The sequence below is a fragment of the Myxococcus sp. AB025B genome (assembly GCF_006518215.1).
In the GTDB taxonomy this organism is placed as follows: Bacteria; Myxococcota; Myxococcia; order Myxococcales; family Myxococcaceae; genus Myxococcus; species Myxococcus fulvus.
In genome coordinates, this window is the sequence record NZ_SRLW01000257.1 from 1 (window position 1) to 14,299 (window position 14,299).

Annotated in this window: 14 protein-coding genes and 1 pseudogene; 5 read left to right on the plus strand and 10 right to left on the minus strand. The window is 70.5% G+C overall.

Features of this window, described 5'->3' with window-relative positions; translation table 11 throughout:
* Positions 1 to 17: 17 nt before the first annotated feature.
* The 3 genes from FL311_RS32310 to pdxA all read left to right on the plus strand — a co-directional run bounded on the left by FL311_RS32310 (position 18) and on the right by pdxA (position 3,097).
* Positions 18 to 1,007 (plus strand): peptidyl-prolyl cis-trans isomerase, encoded by a 990-nt coding sequence (locus tag FL311_RS32310; RefSeq protein ID WP_141331287.1) that lies wholly within the window; start codon positions 18 to 20, stop codon positions 1,005 to 1,007.
* A gap of 64 nt (positions 1,008 to 1,071) precedes the next feature.
* The gene (locus FL311_RS32315; RefSeq protein WP_194869450.1) at positions 1,072 to 2,040 is read left to right on the plus strand and encodes a peptidylprolyl isomerase; all 969 of its coding nucleotides are present in this window, start codon (positions 1,072 to 1,074) and stop codon (positions 2,038 to 2,040) included.
* A gap of 34 nt (positions 2,041 to 2,074) precedes the next feature.
* A complete protein-coding gene (pdxA, locus tag FL311_RS32320; RefSeq protein ID WP_141331291.1) occupies positions 2,075 to 3,097 on the plus strand; it encodes a 4-hydroxythreonine-4-phosphate dehydrogenase PdxA in 1,023 nt (340 codons plus the stop codon).
* Here the strand turns inward: pdxA and FL311_RS32325 are convergent.
* On the minus strand, positions 3,021 to 3,356 hold the full coding sequence (locus FL311_RS32325; protein WP_141331293.1) for a (2Fe-2S) ferredoxin domain-containing protein: 336 nt from the start codon (positions 3,354 to 3,356) through the stop codon (positions 3,021 to 3,023). The two genes, pdxA and FL311_RS32325, sit on opposite strands and share 77 nt — an antisense overlap.
* 276 nt (positions 3,357 to 3,632) lie before the next feature.
* Between FL311_RS32325 and FL311_RS32330 the strand changes: the two genes are divergently transcribed.
* Entirely contained in the window at positions 3,633 to 5,057 is a 1,425-nt protein-coding gene (locus tag FL311_RS32330) for an MATE family efflux transporter (RefSeq protein ID WP_141331295.1), read from the plus strand.
* Positions 5,058 to 5,088: 31 nt separating this feature from the next.
* On the opposite strand, the gene FL311_RS32335 is transcribed toward FL311_RS32330, so the two are convergent.
* The 7 genes from FL311_RS32335 to FL311_RS32365 all read right to left on the minus strand — a co-directional run bounded on the left by FL311_RS32335 (position 5,089) and on the right by FL311_RS32365 (position 12,586).
* The gene (locus FL311_RS32335; protein WP_194869451.1) at positions 5,089 to 7,179 is read right to left on the minus strand and encodes an AgmX/PglI C-terminal domain-containing protein; all 2,091 of its coding nucleotides are present in this window, start codon (positions 7,177 to 7,179) and stop codon (positions 5,089 to 5,091) included.
* A gap of 270 nt (positions 7,180 to 7,449) precedes the next feature.
* Positions 7,450 to 7,857, minus strand: coding sequence for a response regulator (locus tag FL311_RS32340; protein WP_046710657.1), 408 nt, complete (start codon positions 7,855 to 7,857; stop codon positions 7,450 to 7,452).
* Positions 7,857 to 8,603: an ATP-binding protein gene (locus tag FL311_RS32345; protein ID WP_141331299.1), complete on the minus strand. Its 747-nt coding sequence runs from the start codon at positions 8,601 to 8,603 to the stop codon at positions 7,857 to 7,859. Before FL311_RS32345 ends, FL311_RS32340 begins: the two co-directional genes overlap by 1 nt.
* 3 nt (positions 8,604 to 8,606) lie before the next feature.
* On the minus strand, positions 8,607 to 9,383 hold the full coding sequence (locus FL311_RS32350; protein ID WP_274622238.1) for a response regulator: 777 nt from the start codon (positions 9,381 to 9,383) through the stop codon (positions 8,607 to 8,609).
* Complete coding sequence (locus FL311_RS32355) at positions 9,383 to 10,804, minus strand: sensor histidine kinase (protein ID WP_141331303.1); 1,422 nt, start codon at positions 10,802 to 10,804, stop codon at positions 9,383 to 9,385. Before FL311_RS32355 ends, FL311_RS32350 begins: the two co-directional genes overlap by 1 nt.
* A gap of 300 nt (positions 10,805 to 11,104) precedes the next feature.
* Positions 11,105 to 11,542, minus strand: a complete 438-nt coding sequence (locus tag FL311_RS32360; RefSeq protein ID WP_141331305.1) for a response regulator — start codon at positions 11,540 to 11,542, stop codon at positions 11,105 to 11,107.
* Positions 11,543 to 11,875: 333 nt separating this feature from the next.
* Positions 11,876 to 12,586, minus strand: coding sequence for a TetR/AcrR family transcriptional regulator (locus tag FL311_RS32365; protein WP_228557226.1), 711 nt, complete (start codon positions 12,584 to 12,586; stop codon positions 11,876 to 11,878).
* A gap of 107 nt (positions 12,587 to 12,693) precedes the next feature.
* On the opposite strand from FL311_RS32365, the gene FL311_RS32370 reads away from it, so the two are divergent.
* Positions 12,694 to 13,350 (plus strand): hemolysin III family protein, encoded by a 657-nt coding sequence (locus tag FL311_RS32370; RefSeq protein WP_141331307.1) that lies wholly within the window; start codon positions 12,694 to 12,696, stop codon positions 13,348 to 13,350.
* Between the two features lie 49 nt (positions 13,351 to 13,399).
* On the opposite strand, the gene FL311_RS32375 is transcribed toward FL311_RS32370, so the two are convergent.
* A complete protein-coding gene (locus tag FL311_RS32375; protein WP_046710649.1) occupies positions 13,400 to 13,741 on the minus strand; it encodes an HPF/RaiA family ribosome-associated protein in 342 nt (113 codons plus the stop codon).
* A 173-nt stretch (positions 13,742 to 13,914) separates the two neighbouring features.
* Positions 13,915 to 14,299 (minus strand): annotated as a pseudogene (locus FL311_RS32380) (alcohol dehydrogenase); the annotation flags it as partial.

Sequence of the window (14,299 nt, forward strand, 5' to 3'; positions counted from 1 at the left end):
CCCCCAGGACCTCGCGCATGCGTCTTTCTCCCACCCGCGCCCCCCTTCTGTCCCTGGTGCTCGCCCTGGCGCTGGGCCCGGCCTGCAACACCCCGGTCAAGTCCGCGCCGGAAGACACGGTGGTCGCCACCGTGAACGGCGAGGTGCTCTCGCGCACGGACTTCGAGCAGGAGCTGGCCCGGGAGCTGGCGTCCACGGACGTGTCCCAGCGCACGCCGGAGGAGATTGAACCCTTCAAGCGCACGCTGCTGGACACGTACATCCACCGGATGCTGCTCTTGCAGGCGGCCCGGAAGAACAACCTCACCGTCACGCCCGAAGAGGTGGACCGGGGCGTGCTGCGGCTGTCGGGCGACTACCCGGCCGGCAACTTCAACGAGGTGCTGGCCCAGGGCCAGCTGTCCATGGCGGAGCTGCGCGCCCGTGAGGCGAGCCGGCTCACGATTGAGAAGCTCTTCGCCAGCCACGTGTACTCGCGCGTCGCGGTGACGGAGGAGGAGCTGCGCGCGTACTACTCCGCGCACGAGGCGGAGCTGAACGAGAGCGAGCAGGTGCACGCGGCGCAAATCGTGGTGAAGGGCCTGGACGAGGCCCGCCGGGTGCAGGCGCAGCTCAAGTCGGGCAAGAAGTTCGCGGACCTGGCGCGCAGGTACTCGCTGAGCGCGGACGCCAAGGTGGGAGGCGACCTGGGCTTCTTCCCCCGAGGACAGATGCCGCCGGCCTTCGACGAGGTGGTATTCAAGCTGGGAGTCGGTCAGGTTTCGGACGTGGTGTCCACCGAGTACGGCTACCACCTGTTCAAGGTGCTGGAGCGAAAGCCCGCCCGCAAGCGGGACTTCGCCGAGGCCCGGCAGTGGGTGGAGGCCAAGCTGCTGGAGCACAAGCGCACCGAGGCCCAGGAAGCCTTCGAGAAGGACCTGCGGGACAAGGCGCAGGTCCAGGTGAACGAGGCCACGCTGCAGGCCATCCGCGGAGTGCCCGCGGTGGTCCCGCAGGCGGCGAAGTGACGGGAAATGCAGGGGGTCGTCGGAAGGTTGGACGGCGCCTGGGTGGTGCGGAAGGATGCACGGAATGAAGAAGCTGGTGGCATTCGTCGCTGCGGCGGCGCTCCTGGGGGGCGCCACGTCGGCGCGCGCGGAGCTGGTGGACAAGGTGGCCGCGGTGGTGAACCGCGACGTCATCGCGCTGTCGGAAGTGCAGCAGCGCGCGGCGCCGGAGATGTCGCGCCTGAACGACCCGGATCCACGCAAGCGCGCGGAGATGCGCGCGCAGCTGATGAAGACGGCGCTCGACACGCTCATCGGCGAGAAGCTGATGGAGTCCGAAATCACGGAGATGGGCATCTCCGCGACCGAGGGCGAGGTGGACGAGCTGGTCAACGACGTGCGCCGGCAGAACAACATCACGGACCCCGCGCAGTTCGAGCAGGTGCTCGCCGCCGAGGGGCTGACGATGAAGGCCTACCGGGAGATGCTGCGCAAGCGCATCCTCCGCGACCGCCTGCTGCGCATGAAGGTCGGCCCCAAGGTGAAGGTCACCGAGGAGGACCTGAAGGCGGCCTACAACCAGTACGCCCGCGTGGAGAGCGAGGACTCGGAGGTCCACGCGCGCCACATCCTGGTGCAGGTGGACCCGAAGGCCACCGAGGAGCAGGTCGCCGCCGCGCGCAAGAAGGCCGAGGGCATCGCGCAGGAGGCCCGCCGCGAGGGCATGGACTTCGCCTCCCTGGCGCGCGCGCGCAGCGAGGGCCCCAGCGCGCAGGACGGTGGCGACTTGGGCTGGTTCAAGCGCGGCGTGATGGTGGCCGCGTTCGAGAAGGTCGCCTTCAACCTGAAGGAGGGCGAGGTCAGCGAGCCGGTGCGCACCAACTTCGGCTGGCACATCCTGAAGGTGGAGGAGCGCCGCTCGGTGGCCGCCACCTCGTACGAGGAGATGCGTCCGAAGCTGGAGAACAAGCTGCTCCAGGAGAAGACGGACAAGTTCCTCGACCAGTACGTGCAGGAGCTGCGGCAGAAGGCGAACGTCGAAGTGAAGATGTAGCCGGACAGAGGTCCGGCGGGGGATGCTCGCGTGCGTGAGCCTCCCCCTCGTCGGAATCTCCCTGGGTGATGTGTCGGGCATCGGGCCGGAGGTGACGGCCGGCGCCCTGGCCCGCCCCGCCGTGCGTCGCGCGCTCATCCCCGTCGTCTTCGGGGATGGGCCCACGCTGGAGCGCTTCCCCCTCTTCCGTCGCTATGCCCGCGTGGAGCTCGCGGCGCTGGGCCGCGTCGAGTCCCCCACCGTGGTGGAGGTGACGCGACTGAACGAGGCGGAGCGCGTGCCGGGCAAGCCCTCACGCGTCGGTGGCCGCGCGCAGTTCGCGTTCATCACCCGCGCCATCGAGGCGATGCGCGAGGGACACGTGGACGCGCTGTGCACCGCGCCGGTGTCCAAGGAGCAGATCTCGCGCGCGGGCATCCCCTTCATGGGCCACACGGAGGTGCTCGCGGAGGCCTTCGGCGCGGACGTGCTCATGATGATGGACGGGCCGCGCGTGCGCATCGCGCTGGCCACCAACCACGTGCCGCTGTCCTCGCTGTCCTCGCTGCTCACGGTGGAGAAGCTCGTCGCGCAGCTCAAGCTCCTGTCACGCAGCCTGGAGCCGGTGGTGGGCCGCAAGCCGCGCATCGCCGTGCTGGGGCTCAATCCCCACGCGGGCGAGGGTGGCCTCTTGGGACGCGAGGAGGTGGAGGTCATCGGCCCCGCCATCCGCAGGGCGCGCGCGGCGAAGGTGGACGCGCACGGGCCCCTCCCCGCCGACGGCCTGTTCGCGAAGCCGGATGACATCGCCGGCAGGTACGACGCGGTGCTGGCCATGTACCACGACCAGGGGCTCATCCCGGCCAAGGCGCTGGACTTCGAGCGCACCGTCAACGTGACGCTGGGGCTGCCGGTGCCGCGCACGTCGCCGGACCACGGCACCGCCTATGCGATTGCGGGCAAGGGCGAGGCGAGCTGCGTGCCCATGGTGGAGGCGCTGCTCAAGGCGGCCCAGCTGGCGGCGGTGGGTTCGCGAGGCGCTCGGCCAGGTCCTCGCCGTCCTTCGCCGCGTCGATGAGCTGGAGGCTCGAGCCCGTGCCGCTGGGAGGCAGCACCAGCACGGTGACGAGGCCGAGCGGGCACTCGCCCAGACATCCCGAGGAGAACACGCGCGTCGTCGGACCCAGGCCTCGCGCGGCCACGGCCTCGCGGATGCGGCGCGGCAGGTCCACGCCGCCCAGGCTCGAGTCCAGGCGCACCATGCAGTTATGACAGACGTGCAGCTCCGTCGCGGGAGCGCCGGGCGGGGCCTCGGGTGGGGGTGGCTTGCGCGACATTTCGAAACATTAAGGCCAACACGCGCCGCGCGCCGCACACATGCTCGCCTGACAGGCTCCCTGGCGCGCCCACGAAAGACCTTGCGACGACAGGGGGGCTCCGTAAGCTGCCTCATGGGTGTCGAGGGACGCCCAGACCCGGAAAGACGACGTCACCCTCCGCTGGAATCGCATGGCCCGCTCAGGCTCCTGGCGAGTTCCTTTCATGGCCCATGCTCGGGTGAGGGCCGCTCCTGAGGGACTTTCGATGGACCCCCTGAACGAGAGCTTCGGCTCATGAAACCGTCATTCGGTCGCGACCTGACCACCGGCAGCATCCCCCGTCACATCGTCGCCTTCTCCATCCCCATGCTGGTGGGGAGCTTCCTGCAGACGGCCTACAGCTTCGTCAACGCCATCTGGGTGGGCCGCTTCCTGGGCACCGAGGCGCTGGCGGCGGTGACGGTGAGCTTCCCCGTCGTCTTCGTCCTGTTCTCCATCGGCATGGGCCTCACCATGGCGACGAGCATCCTGGTGTCGCAGAGCTACGGCGCCAAGAGGATGGACGAGCTGCGCCGCGTGGTGGACAGCTCCACGCTGCTCATCTACGCGCTGGGCCTGGTGCTCACGCTGCTGGGCGAGTGGCTGGCGCCGACCATCCTCACGTTGATGGCCACGCCGCTGGAGATCCACGCGGAGTCGGTCAGCTACCTGCGCATCTTCCTGCTCTCCATGCCGCTGGGCTTCGGCCTGTTCCTGACGCGCAGCCTGCTGCAGGGCGTGGGGGACTCGAAGACGCCGCTGTACTTCCAGGCGGCCTCGCTGCTGCTGACCACGGTGCTGGACCCCATCCTGATTTTCGGTTGGATGGGATTGCCCAAGCTGGGGCTGAACGGCACGGCGTGGGCCACGGTCGTCTCGCAGTTGCTCGCGCTCACCGCGCTCATCATCTACCTGCGCAAGAAGGACGTGCCCGTCGCGCCGCGCATGCCCCGGCTGGGCCACCTGGGCCCCACCACGTTGAAGACGCTGCGCATCGGCGTGCCGGCGGCGGTGCAGCAGTCGCTGGTGTCCATCGGCATGGTGTTCGTGACGGGCATCGTCAACAGCTTCGGCGAGGTGGCCACGGCGGCCTTCGGCGCGGCGTCGCGCATCGACCAGATTGCGTTCATGCCGGCGATGACGTTCGGCATGGCCGTGTCCACACTGGCGGGACAGAACCTGGGCGCGGGGCGGTATGAGCGCGTGCAGGAGATCTTCAAGTGGGGCTGCCTGTTCAGCGGCGGCATCACCCTGCTCATCTCGCTGGTGGCGGTGTCGTTCCCGGAAGCGCTCTTGCGCATCTTCATCTCGGACCCGGCGGTCATCGCGCCGGGCGTCTCCTACCTGCACATCGTCGGGACGACCTACGTGCTGTTCGCGCTCATCTTCGTGAGCAACGGCATCATCAACGGTGCGGGGCGCACGTTCGTGACGACGGTGTTCTCGCTGGTGAGCCTCTGGGTGGTGCGGGTGCCGGTGGCCTACTGGCTGTCACACCGCATGAACAGCGTGACGGGCGTGTGGCTGGCGATGGCGCTGAGCTTCGCGGTGTCGCTGGCCGTGAGCATGGCCTACTACTTCTCCGGCCGGTGGCGCGCGCCGCTGGTCAAGCAGGCGCCGGAAGGCCCCGCCGCGCCGAACCCCGGCGAGGTCTTCGGACACGAGACGGGCGAGGCCTGAAGCACGGCCCCGCCCCTCGTCGACGCGCGGACTAGAAGACGAACGGGAAGCGGATGGGCTCCTGCATGCGGACGGCGTGCACGGGGAACTTCCAGGTGCGCACCACGCCCTCGATGCAACCGGCGAGCGGCGTGGCGCGCAGGGCCTGCGTGTCCATGGCGACGTTCGTCGTCTCGCCGCCGGGCTGCACGGACCAGCGCATCACGAAGCGGCCGCTCTTCTCCGCGGAGGTGTCCGCCGCGTGCTGGCGCAGACACGCGGTGATGGCGGGCTGATTCGCCAGCACCACCTGCTTCACGTCCTCCGGCGTCAGGTGCTGCTTCGCCTCGAGCGCCGGAGGCACGTACACCGTGCGGGTCGGCGCGGTGTCCTCCTCGGCCTGGGCGTCGGCCTCTTCCGTGAAGCCCAGCTCGCGCGCGAACTCCTCGTCCAGCTCGGACTCCGGCTCGTTGGCGGCGTCCGAGTCATCCCCGGTGTCGGCGGGCGCCGTGTCGGCGTCGTTGCGGGTGTCGGGCTCGTCGAAGGTCATCTCCTGCACGGCTGCGGTCGCCACGGCGGCGACAGCAGGGGCCGCGGGCTTCGCGGTGGGCAGGGGCGAGGGTGGCTCCACGCGGGAGCGACGCTCGCCGTTCTTCACCGCCTGCGTGTCACGACGGGCCATGAGGTCCGCGTTGCTGGGGCCCGTGCTCGACGTGGGACGCGCGTTCGTGTCCACGCTCGCGCCCTGCGTGCCGACGCTCGCGAGACCCGGCAGGGCGGCGCCCGCGGAGACGCCCGGGACACCGCCGAGGGACCACGCCTCGGAGGGCACGGGACGCAGAACACCGATGGGGCCCGTCGAGCCGATGCCCGTCCAGGTGGACACACCGGGGATCACACCCCCCACCTGCGCACCCGCCACGTTCGGTGACGCACCCGCAGCGCTCCCGACATACGAACCCGAAGCGAGCATCGATGCGCCCGCGAGGACTCCCACCTGCGCACCCGCCACGCTCGGTGACGTACCCACAGCGCCTCCGACGTACGAGCCCGAGGCCTGCGTCGAGACACCTGCGAGACTCCCCACCTGCGAACCTGCCGCGTTCGGTGACACACCCACAGCGCCGCCGACGTACGAGCCCGAGGCCTGCGTCGAGACACCTGCGAGACTCCCCACCTGCGAACCTGCCACGCTCGGTGACGTACCCGCAGCGCCTCCGACGTACGAGCCCGAGGCCTGCGTCGAGACACCCGTGAGGCTCCCCACCTGCGAGCCCTCCACGTTCACGGACGTACCCGAGGCGCCCCCGGCGTATGCACCCGACGCGTGCACCGGTGAACCCGCCATGTTCACGGACGCGCCAGCGACGCTCCCCATCGCGCCCGCTCGCTCGTACGGAACCGACGCGCTCGAGCCCTGCTCCCAGATGCGCACGCTCGCGACCACGAGCATCCCCGCCGCGACGACGCCCACGCCCGCGACACCGAGCAGGACACCCGAGACCACATCACGGCTCCGACGCGACGCCTGCGCGCCACGCCCGTGCGCCACGGCACCACTCGTCGCGCTCCACGGGTTCGACATCACCGGCGCGATGGCGCCATCCCAATCACTGCGCGCGCCCTCGGCGTCACTCCCCTCCAACGCGGAGGGCGGCACCAGGGGAATCCCCCACGGTCGCTCCTGCAGATTGAGCGGAGCCTCCGAAGTCCCCGCCGCGCGCACGGCCCGCGGCGCCTCCTTCGAGTACGACCACGCCATCCGCACGGGGTCCGCGACGGGCACCTGGGGGTTCGCGCGCATCCACTCGGGAATCACCACGGGCACCGACTCCGGCGTGGCCACGGCCTCCGGCGCCCCATCGGAGCACGAGGGCGCGGGCAGGTCCGCCAGCCACCGCGTCTCCTCCTCGGCCAGTTCCAGCAGCGCGCGCATGCCCTCCGTCACCTCGCGCGACGACGGCGCATCCGCCAGCTCACCCACCGTGAGCTCACGGTCCAGGTACGCGTCGAGGTCTCCCTCCAGCGCCTCCATCACGTTCAGCGCGTCGTTCGCATCCTCGGGCCCCAGGCCCTCCGTCTCCGGAGCCCCCAGGTCCCGCGCGCGGAACCGTTCCTCGCCTCCAGTCAGAAGCTCGCCCACACACCCCTCCCCTCGACCGCGCGACCCGTCTCGCGCCAGGGCTCGCAACGTAGGGATGGGTCCGGCGCACGCCAGCGCGTCTGTCCGACGCATGACGCTTCACCGCCCGGGCACGCGCTCGCTGTCCGCTGTATCACCGCTCGCGCACGAACACGGCGACGTGCCACGCCTGCACACCGACATCACACTCCAGCGAGCCGCTCACACCCTGTCACACGGCGGAGCACCCTGACGCCGAGGCAGCCCGCCCGAAGGCCGGCGACTCCCGCTTCACGGACGACGCGGGCCCGACGACGACGACATCCCCAGCGGCCGCTGCGGCAACAGCTTGAAGAGGAAGGCCAGCAGGTTGTCGAAGTGGTCGCCCTTGCGGAACACCGCGTCCACCGGCATGTCGATGGGGCTGTCCGCGCCGGTGACGAACACCACCTTCGCGCCCGGCATGTGGTGACGCACCAGCGGAATCAGCCCCGTCCCGAAGCCGTCCCCCAGACTCTGGTCCAGCAGCACCGCGTCGATGGGCCGCGGCTGGTTGAGCCACCGCTCCGCTTCCGAATAGGAGCCCGCCGTGACGACCGCGAACCCCGCCTCCTCCAGCAGCGCCGCGAGCGTCATCCGGTTGGACGGGTCATCTTCCACCAGCAGCAGGCATCGCCCGAAGGTCCAACTCGTCTCCATCACTTGCTCCCCCGTATCTCATCCTGCCCCAGCCGCGTCCGGCCGCGCGCCTCCGGGCGATGGGGAAAGACGACCTCGACGTGGGTCCCCCCGGAGGGCCCCCCATCCAGCGTCACCTTCCCACCCTGGCGAAGCACCAACCGCTGCACGATGTTCAACCCCAGCCCCGCGTGTCCCGGGCGCGTGGAATAGAAAGGTTCGAAGGCACGCGAATACGCCTCCGCCGTCAGCCCCTCTCCCGAGTCCTCCACGCGAATCCCCACGCCGCCCTCACCCTCCTCAACGTCCCAGGTCCGCAGCGTGAGCATCCCGCCGCGCGGCATCGCCTCCACGGCGTTGTCCACCAGACAGCGCACCAGCAGCGCCAGGTCCTCCACGTCCAGCGGCACCGTGTCGCGCGCCTTGAGCTCGCGCACCACCCGCACGTGCTCGGGCACCCGCGCCTCCGCCAGCCCGCGCTCGGCGGCCTCGCTGGCGTGACACAGCGGCCGGTCGCTGCTCGACACCGGCGCGCGGCGCGTGAGCACCTCCTCCGCGGCCGCCAGCTCCTTGTCGATGAGCTGGAAGAAGGCCTCCACCCGGGCATCCGCGCCCCAGGCGTCCGTCTTCTGCATCTTCCGCATCAGGTAGAACGAGGCATTGCGGACGCTGGCCAGCTTGTTGCGCAGGTCATGCCGCAACGTGGAGGCCACGACGTCCGCCACCGCGGCCCGCTCCCGAGCCTGGAGGTCTGCGCGCGCGCCCATCCGTCAATTCCTCGCGCCCTGGGGCCCCGCAGGCCCCTGCGCCCTCGGCTGACCCCTCACCCGGGCAATCGCTTGCACCAGCTCCCGCAGCGGCACGGGCTTGGTCATGCACACCACCGCCCCCTGCGCCGCCACCTTCCGGAGCAGCTCCGGCACCACGTGGCCCGACATGGCGATGACCGCCACCGACAGGTCCGCCGCCTTCACCTTGGCCACCAGCTCCGGCCCGCTCATCTCCGGCATCACCAAATCCAACACGCACACGTCGAAGTCGCCCGAGCGCAGCCACGTCAGCGCTTCCTCGCCGCTGTACACGGCCCGCGCGCGCAGCCCCACGGTGCTCAGCGCGCGCACCATGGCGCGCGCCACCGGCTCCGTGTCGTCCACCACCAACACCTGCGGCGCCCGCGCCGCGCGCAGGATGGTGTCCAGCGCGTGCGCCACGTCGAAGGGCTTGGGCAGCACGGTGAACGCGCCCTCCGCGAGCGCGTCCTCCACCAGCTCCTCCGCCGTGAAGGCCGTCATCAACACCACGGGCATGTCCGGTCGCGCCTGTTTGATGCGGCGGAGCAGGTCCACCCCGTGCAAGCCCGGCATGCGCATGTCGCTGAGCACCACGTCCACCGGGTGCTCACCCAGCAGGCGCAGCGCTTCCTCGCCGTTGGAGGCCTCCAGAACGGTGTGGCCCTCCAACTCCAGGTTCGCCGCGAGCGTGATGCGCAGCCCCTCCTCGTCGTCGACCAAAAGGATGCGAGCGGGGCCCAAAGCCACGTCCTCCATCATGCGGCCTGCGCCGCCGCGGTTGCCGGGAGATGAATATGGAATTCACTACCCCGGCCGGCTTCGCTTCGCACAGAGATTGTGCCTCCGTGACGTTGCACCATGTTGGCCACAATGGCCAGCCCCAAGCCGGTGCCGCGCGTCTTGGTTGTGAACAGCGGTTCGAAAATCTTGGGCAGCACATCCGGTGGGATGCCCGTCCCGTCATCTACCACGCGAATGGCCCAGGGCCCCGCGTCTCCACCTTCCGCCAGCACTGAAACCTGTCCCGTCCTTCCCTGAGGCATGGCCTCCACCGCGTTCTGCACCAGATTCACCAGCACCTGACGGAATTGTTCCTTGTCCAGGCTGGGCACGGGCAATGACTCCGGGACATCGTTCACGATGCGAACTCCCTCCCGGGAGGGAACCACGCCGATGGCCTCGTCCACCAGAGGTCGTAAAGGACACGGCTGCAGCGCGGGGGGACGCTCGCGCGCGAAGTCGAGCAGGTCGGAGATGATCTTCGCGCACGCCCCCAGCTCGCGCTCCATCACGCCCAGGAACTGGGGCACGCGTGGGTCATCCGCGGCCCCAATCGCATCCCGGCTCAACCGTCGGGAGAGGTAGGCGTGCGCGTTGCGCACGGCGGCCAGGGGGTTGCGGAGCTCATGACCCACGCTGGCGGCGAGTTGACCCACCGCGGCCAGCTTCTCCACGCGGATGAGGTGCTCCTGGAAGCCGCTGAGCTCGCGCAGCGCGCGGTCCAGCTCGGCGGACTTCTCCTCCTCGCGCTCGCGCGCCAGCTCCAGCTCCGCGCGCCGCACCGCCACCTCGCGCATCTCCCGCCGCATCACCCTCCCCGCGTGCAGCAGCACCAGGTCCAGGCAGCCCACCCACAGCGCGTGCTCCAGGAAGCGCCACCACTCCGGATTGGGCAGGCCGTACACCGACTCCGGCCAGAGCAGCCCCCGGATGACGTGGTCCGCCACGGTGGCGCACGTCGCCGTGAGCAGCACCCACGGGTCGCGGTACAGCGAGAGGAAGGCGAGCGAGACGAAGATGTGGAAGTGCGTCTCGATGCGCCCACCCGTCAGGTGGATGAGCAGCGAGGACCACAGCACCTGCGCCAGCGCCACGCCGTGCCGGGTGGAGGTGGCCCCGGGCCGCCAGTGCGCCAGCGCGATGGGGAACACGGTGAGCGCCGCGCCCAGGAAGAGCACCGCGTACACGTGTGCATGCAGCGCGCGGTCCTCGCCGGACCAGCCATAGGGCGACACGAAGAGGGCCACCAGGACCCCCACGGCCCACTGCGCGAGCATCAACCCCGCGAACAGCCGGTCCGTGCGACGGCGCACGGCGCCCAGGTGCTCGTGGAACAGCAGGACGGCGCGTTCCTTCAGAGCCACCGTGGGGCCGCTGACATCCTCCGTGGGCTTCATGGGGTGTTCGTGGCCCGGGCCGCGGGCGGTTCCTCCGGTACGGGGCCGTAGACCGTTCGCATCATAGGCCAAGGAATGTCCGGAAGTGATGACTGCAAACCCGCGTGCCTGCTCGCTCCCCTGGAAGCAGCGGCCCTGGGAACACACGGCGCCGTGCGTCGTGCGCCAGGGTGGTGGCGGACTCGTGGGGAACGGCCCGGGGTGAGGGGATGTCGGCACGAGGGCGCGAGGTCCGGCTGCGAGCGCCGTGTGTCGAGGGGGCCTCGTCGTGAGCTTCCCCCGGCGGACCGGAGGGAGGGCTCATCGAGGCCCCCACTTGTGTTCGGCCAGGCCGAGCGAGAGCTGGCTCATCTCCCGCTTGAGGCGGGCGGACTCGGCGGCGCGGCGGATCATCCCGATGAGGTCCGAGGGCTGATAGGGCTTGAGCACCAGATAGAAGAGGCCCTGCGTGTCCAGCCTGTCTCGCCAGTCGAGGTACTCGCGCGAGCCCGTCACGAGCACCCCGGCGAGGAAGGGGTCCCGGATGACCGACTGGCGCAACAACTGGATGCCGCTGGGCCCGGGCATGTGGAGGTCCGTGCAGAGGACGTCGAACGGATGACGCGCGAGCAGCCGGCGCGCGGCGAACGCGTCGCGCGCGGTCTGGACGTCGAAGTCCTCGGAGAGCACGGCGGCGGTGGTGGCGAGGACGGGCGCCTCGTCATCCACCACCAGGACCTGGAGCCGCGGAGCATTCATGGCGGGCAGACGTCGAGGATAACGAGCGGTCCACGCGCGCGTCCGCGGATGCGCAGGACTGTTCGCCACTCACTGGCCCCCTGCACACGAGCGCTAGATGGCGAGCACCCACACCCGCGGGGGAGGCGACAGGCGTCATCCGGCGGACGTCCCGCACACGGCTCCGGCGCCTCGGCGCTCCGAGGGAACGCACCCTGCGGGCCAGCGCGCACGCGGGCACATCCGCCCAGTCGAGCGAGCCCGGCAGACACGCCACGGCGTCGAACGCGCGCGCTGGACAGGCGACCGCGCGCGCTCCGACCCGAGCGCCGAAGGTGCTCGCGCCCTCGCGCCTCACCGTCCCGGGGACTTCGCGCGCGGAGCACTTCGCGCGGACTTCGTCTTCGAGGGCTTGCCGTCCACGCCCTGCTCGCGCGCGGGCAGCGACGGGGCCTTGGGCAGGTGCCGCAGCCCCATCCAGCCGAGCGCCGCCACGTGACGGGCCACGCTCTCGGTGGAGAACGACTTCCCCTCGGCGGCCCACCAGTGCCCCACCTGCGTCACCATCCCGACGAGCGCGTTGGCGTAGATGGGCGCGACCTTCGATGGGTATCCGGCGCGCTCGAACTCGCTGCGGAACACATCCCCCACGCGGTGGGCCAGGTCGTCGATGACGCGCGTCAGGCCGCGCCGCGCCGTCGCCAGGGGTGAATCCCGCGTCAGCACCGCGAAGCCCGCGGGCTCGTCCTTCACGTACGCCATGAACGCGAGCACCGCGCCCTCGAAGCGCCGGCGCGGCGAGCCCTCCGTGATGCTCGACGACACGCGCGCCACCAGGTCGTCCATCTCCCGCTCCATGATGGCCGCATAGAGCCCCTCCTTCGCGCCGAAGTGCTCGTAGACGATGGGCTTGGACACGCCCGCCCGCTGCGCGACCTCCTCGATGGAGGTGGGCTCGTAGCCCTTCGCCGCGAAGACCTCCCGGCCAATCTCCATCAACTGGACCCGGCGCTCGGCGCCCGTGAGCCGTTGCTTCTTCTTCACGTTGACCTCGAACCTACTCACCAGTAACCTACCCAACCGGAACCTACCATGCGGTAGGGACGAACCAAGAGGGCCGTCGTCATGGATGCTTCCGTCTGGATGGGTAGCGCTTCCGGCGGGGAGGCGCCATGACCGCGGCGGTACTCGCCGGGGAGAAACCGAAGCTGCGCGGCGTGCTGCACCAGTGGGCGGCGACGTTCGCGGTGGGCGCGGGAGTCGTCCTGGTGGCCATGGCGCCCACGTGGCGCACGGCCGTGGCCGCGGGCGCGTACGTGGTGAGCCTGGTCTCCCTGTTCACCATCAGCGCCACGTATCACCGGGTGAACTGGTCGCCGCGCGGGCGCACCTGGATGCGCCGGGCGGACCACGCCGCCATCTTCCTGCTCATCGCGGGCACGTACACGCCGGTGATGCTGCTGGGCCTGCCGCCCGAGGTGGGCAACCGCCTGATGCCGTGGCTGTACGCGGGCGCGCTGCTGGGCATCCTCCAGTCGATGTTCTGGGTGAACGCGCCCAAGTGGGTGACGGCGGCGCTGGCCGTCGGCGTCGGGTGGACGATGATGCCGTACTTCGGCGACGTCTTCCGCGCGGTGGGACTCGGCGCCACGCTGCTCATCCTCGCCGGAGGCCTGGCTTACACGCTGGGCGCGCTCGCGTATGCCTTCAAGCGCCCCAACCCCCGGCCCGGCGTCTTCGGCTACCACGAGGTGTTCCACGCGCTGACGCTCGTCGGCGCGGCGCTGCACTTCGTGGTGGTGCTGGGCATGGTGCGCGCGGCGGCATGAGCCCCCGGAGAGGGCCCCTCACGCGGACCCTCTCCGACCCACACCGCGCTCAACCGTGGCGGTGATGCGCGTGCAGCGCTCCGGTGTAGTGCTGGAGCTGTCGGCGCACGGCCTCGAACGCGTCCGTCACGGCCTGGTACGGGTCCTCGTGCGCGGCGTGCTCGTCGGGGTCCCTGGCGGCGACCAGGTCCTTGCCGGGCACATGCAGGTCCACACGCACCCGGAAGTGGTTTCCCTGGTGCTTGTGTCGATGCGGCTCGTCCACCACCACATGGCATCCGACGATGCCGTCGAAGAACTGCTCCAGCTTCTCCGCGTGGTCGCGGATGTGCTCGTTCAGTGCCTCGCTCGTCGCCATGCCCCGGTAGGTGATCTGCAACGCTCGCTTCATCGTCGACCTCGGGTGCTGTCCCCGCTCGTGCGGGGCTCGGGTTGCACCCCTTCTCATTGCATCCCCCCTGCCAGCACCAACCCCGCGGAATGTCAGGGGTTCGCGCGGCACGGGCCGCAGGCTTTGCGGAGGAATGGGACAGCGCGCAGAGCCTGCGGGGCGGATGGCCCCACCTACCCGCGAACCTCCAGCACGGCCGCGCCGTGGACCCGTCCCTCGCGCAGCGCGAGGAGCGCCTCGTTCGCCGCCGCCAGGGGGAACACCTGCACCCGCGTGTGCACCGGCACGCGGGGGGCCAGCGCCAGGAACTCCACCGCGTCCGCCCGCGTCAGGTTGGCCACCGAGCGCACCACGCGCTCCTCCCAGAGCCACGCATAGGGGAACGTGGGGATGTCGCTCATGTGGATGCCGCCGCACACCACCACGCCGCCCTTGTCCACGGCGCGCAGCGCAGCCGGCACCAGGCTCCCCGAGGGCGCGAAGAGGATGGCCGCGTCCAGCGGCTCGGGTGGAATGACCTCCGAGCCCCCCGCCCACTCGGCCCCCAGCTCCCGGGCG

Coding starts and splice junctions, on each gene's coding strand:
- FL311_RS32310 (WP_141331287.1), top strand. CDS start 18: ATGCGTCTTTCTCCCACCCGCGCCCCCCTTCTGTCCCTGGTGCTCGCC.
- FL311_RS32315 (WP_194869450.1), top strand. CDS start 1,072: ATGAAGAAGCTGGTGGCATTCGTCGCTGCGGCGGCGCTCCTGGGGGGC.
- FL311_RS32325 (WP_141331293.1), bottom strand. CDS start 3,356: ATGTCGCGCAAGCCACCCCCACCCGAGGCCCCGCCCGGCGCTCCCGCG.
- FL311_RS32330 (WP_141331295.1), top strand. CDS start 3,633: ATGAAACCGTCATTCGGTCGCGACCTGACCACCGGCAGCATCCCCCGT.
- FL311_RS32340 (WP_046710657.1), bottom strand. CDS start 7,857: ATGGAGACGAGTTGGACCTTCGGGCGATGCCTGCTGCTGGTGGAAGAT.
- FL311_RS32345 (WP_141331299.1), bottom strand. CDS start 8,603: ATGGGCGCGCGCGCAGACCTCCAGGCTCGGGAGCGGGCCGCGGTGGCG.
- FL311_RS32350 (WP_274622238.1), bottom strand. CDS start 9,383: ATGGAGGACGTGGCTTTGGGCCCCGCTCGCATCCTTTTGGTCGACGAC.
- FL311_RS32355 (WP_141331303.1), bottom strand. CDS start 10,804: ATGAAGCCCACGGAGGATGTCAGCGGCCCCACGGTGGCTCTGAAGGAA.
- FL311_RS32360 (WP_141331305.1), bottom strand. CDS start 11,542: ATGAATGCTCCGCGGCTCCAGGTCCTGGTGGTGGATGACGAGGCGCCC.
- FL311_RS32370 (WP_141331307.1), top strand. CDS start 12,694: ATGACCGCGGCGGTACTCGCCGGGGAGAAACCGAAGCTGCGCGGCGTG.
- FL311_RS32375 (WP_046710649.1), bottom strand. CDS start 13,741: ATGAAGCGAGCGTTGCAGATCACCTACCGGGGCATGGCGACGAGCGAG.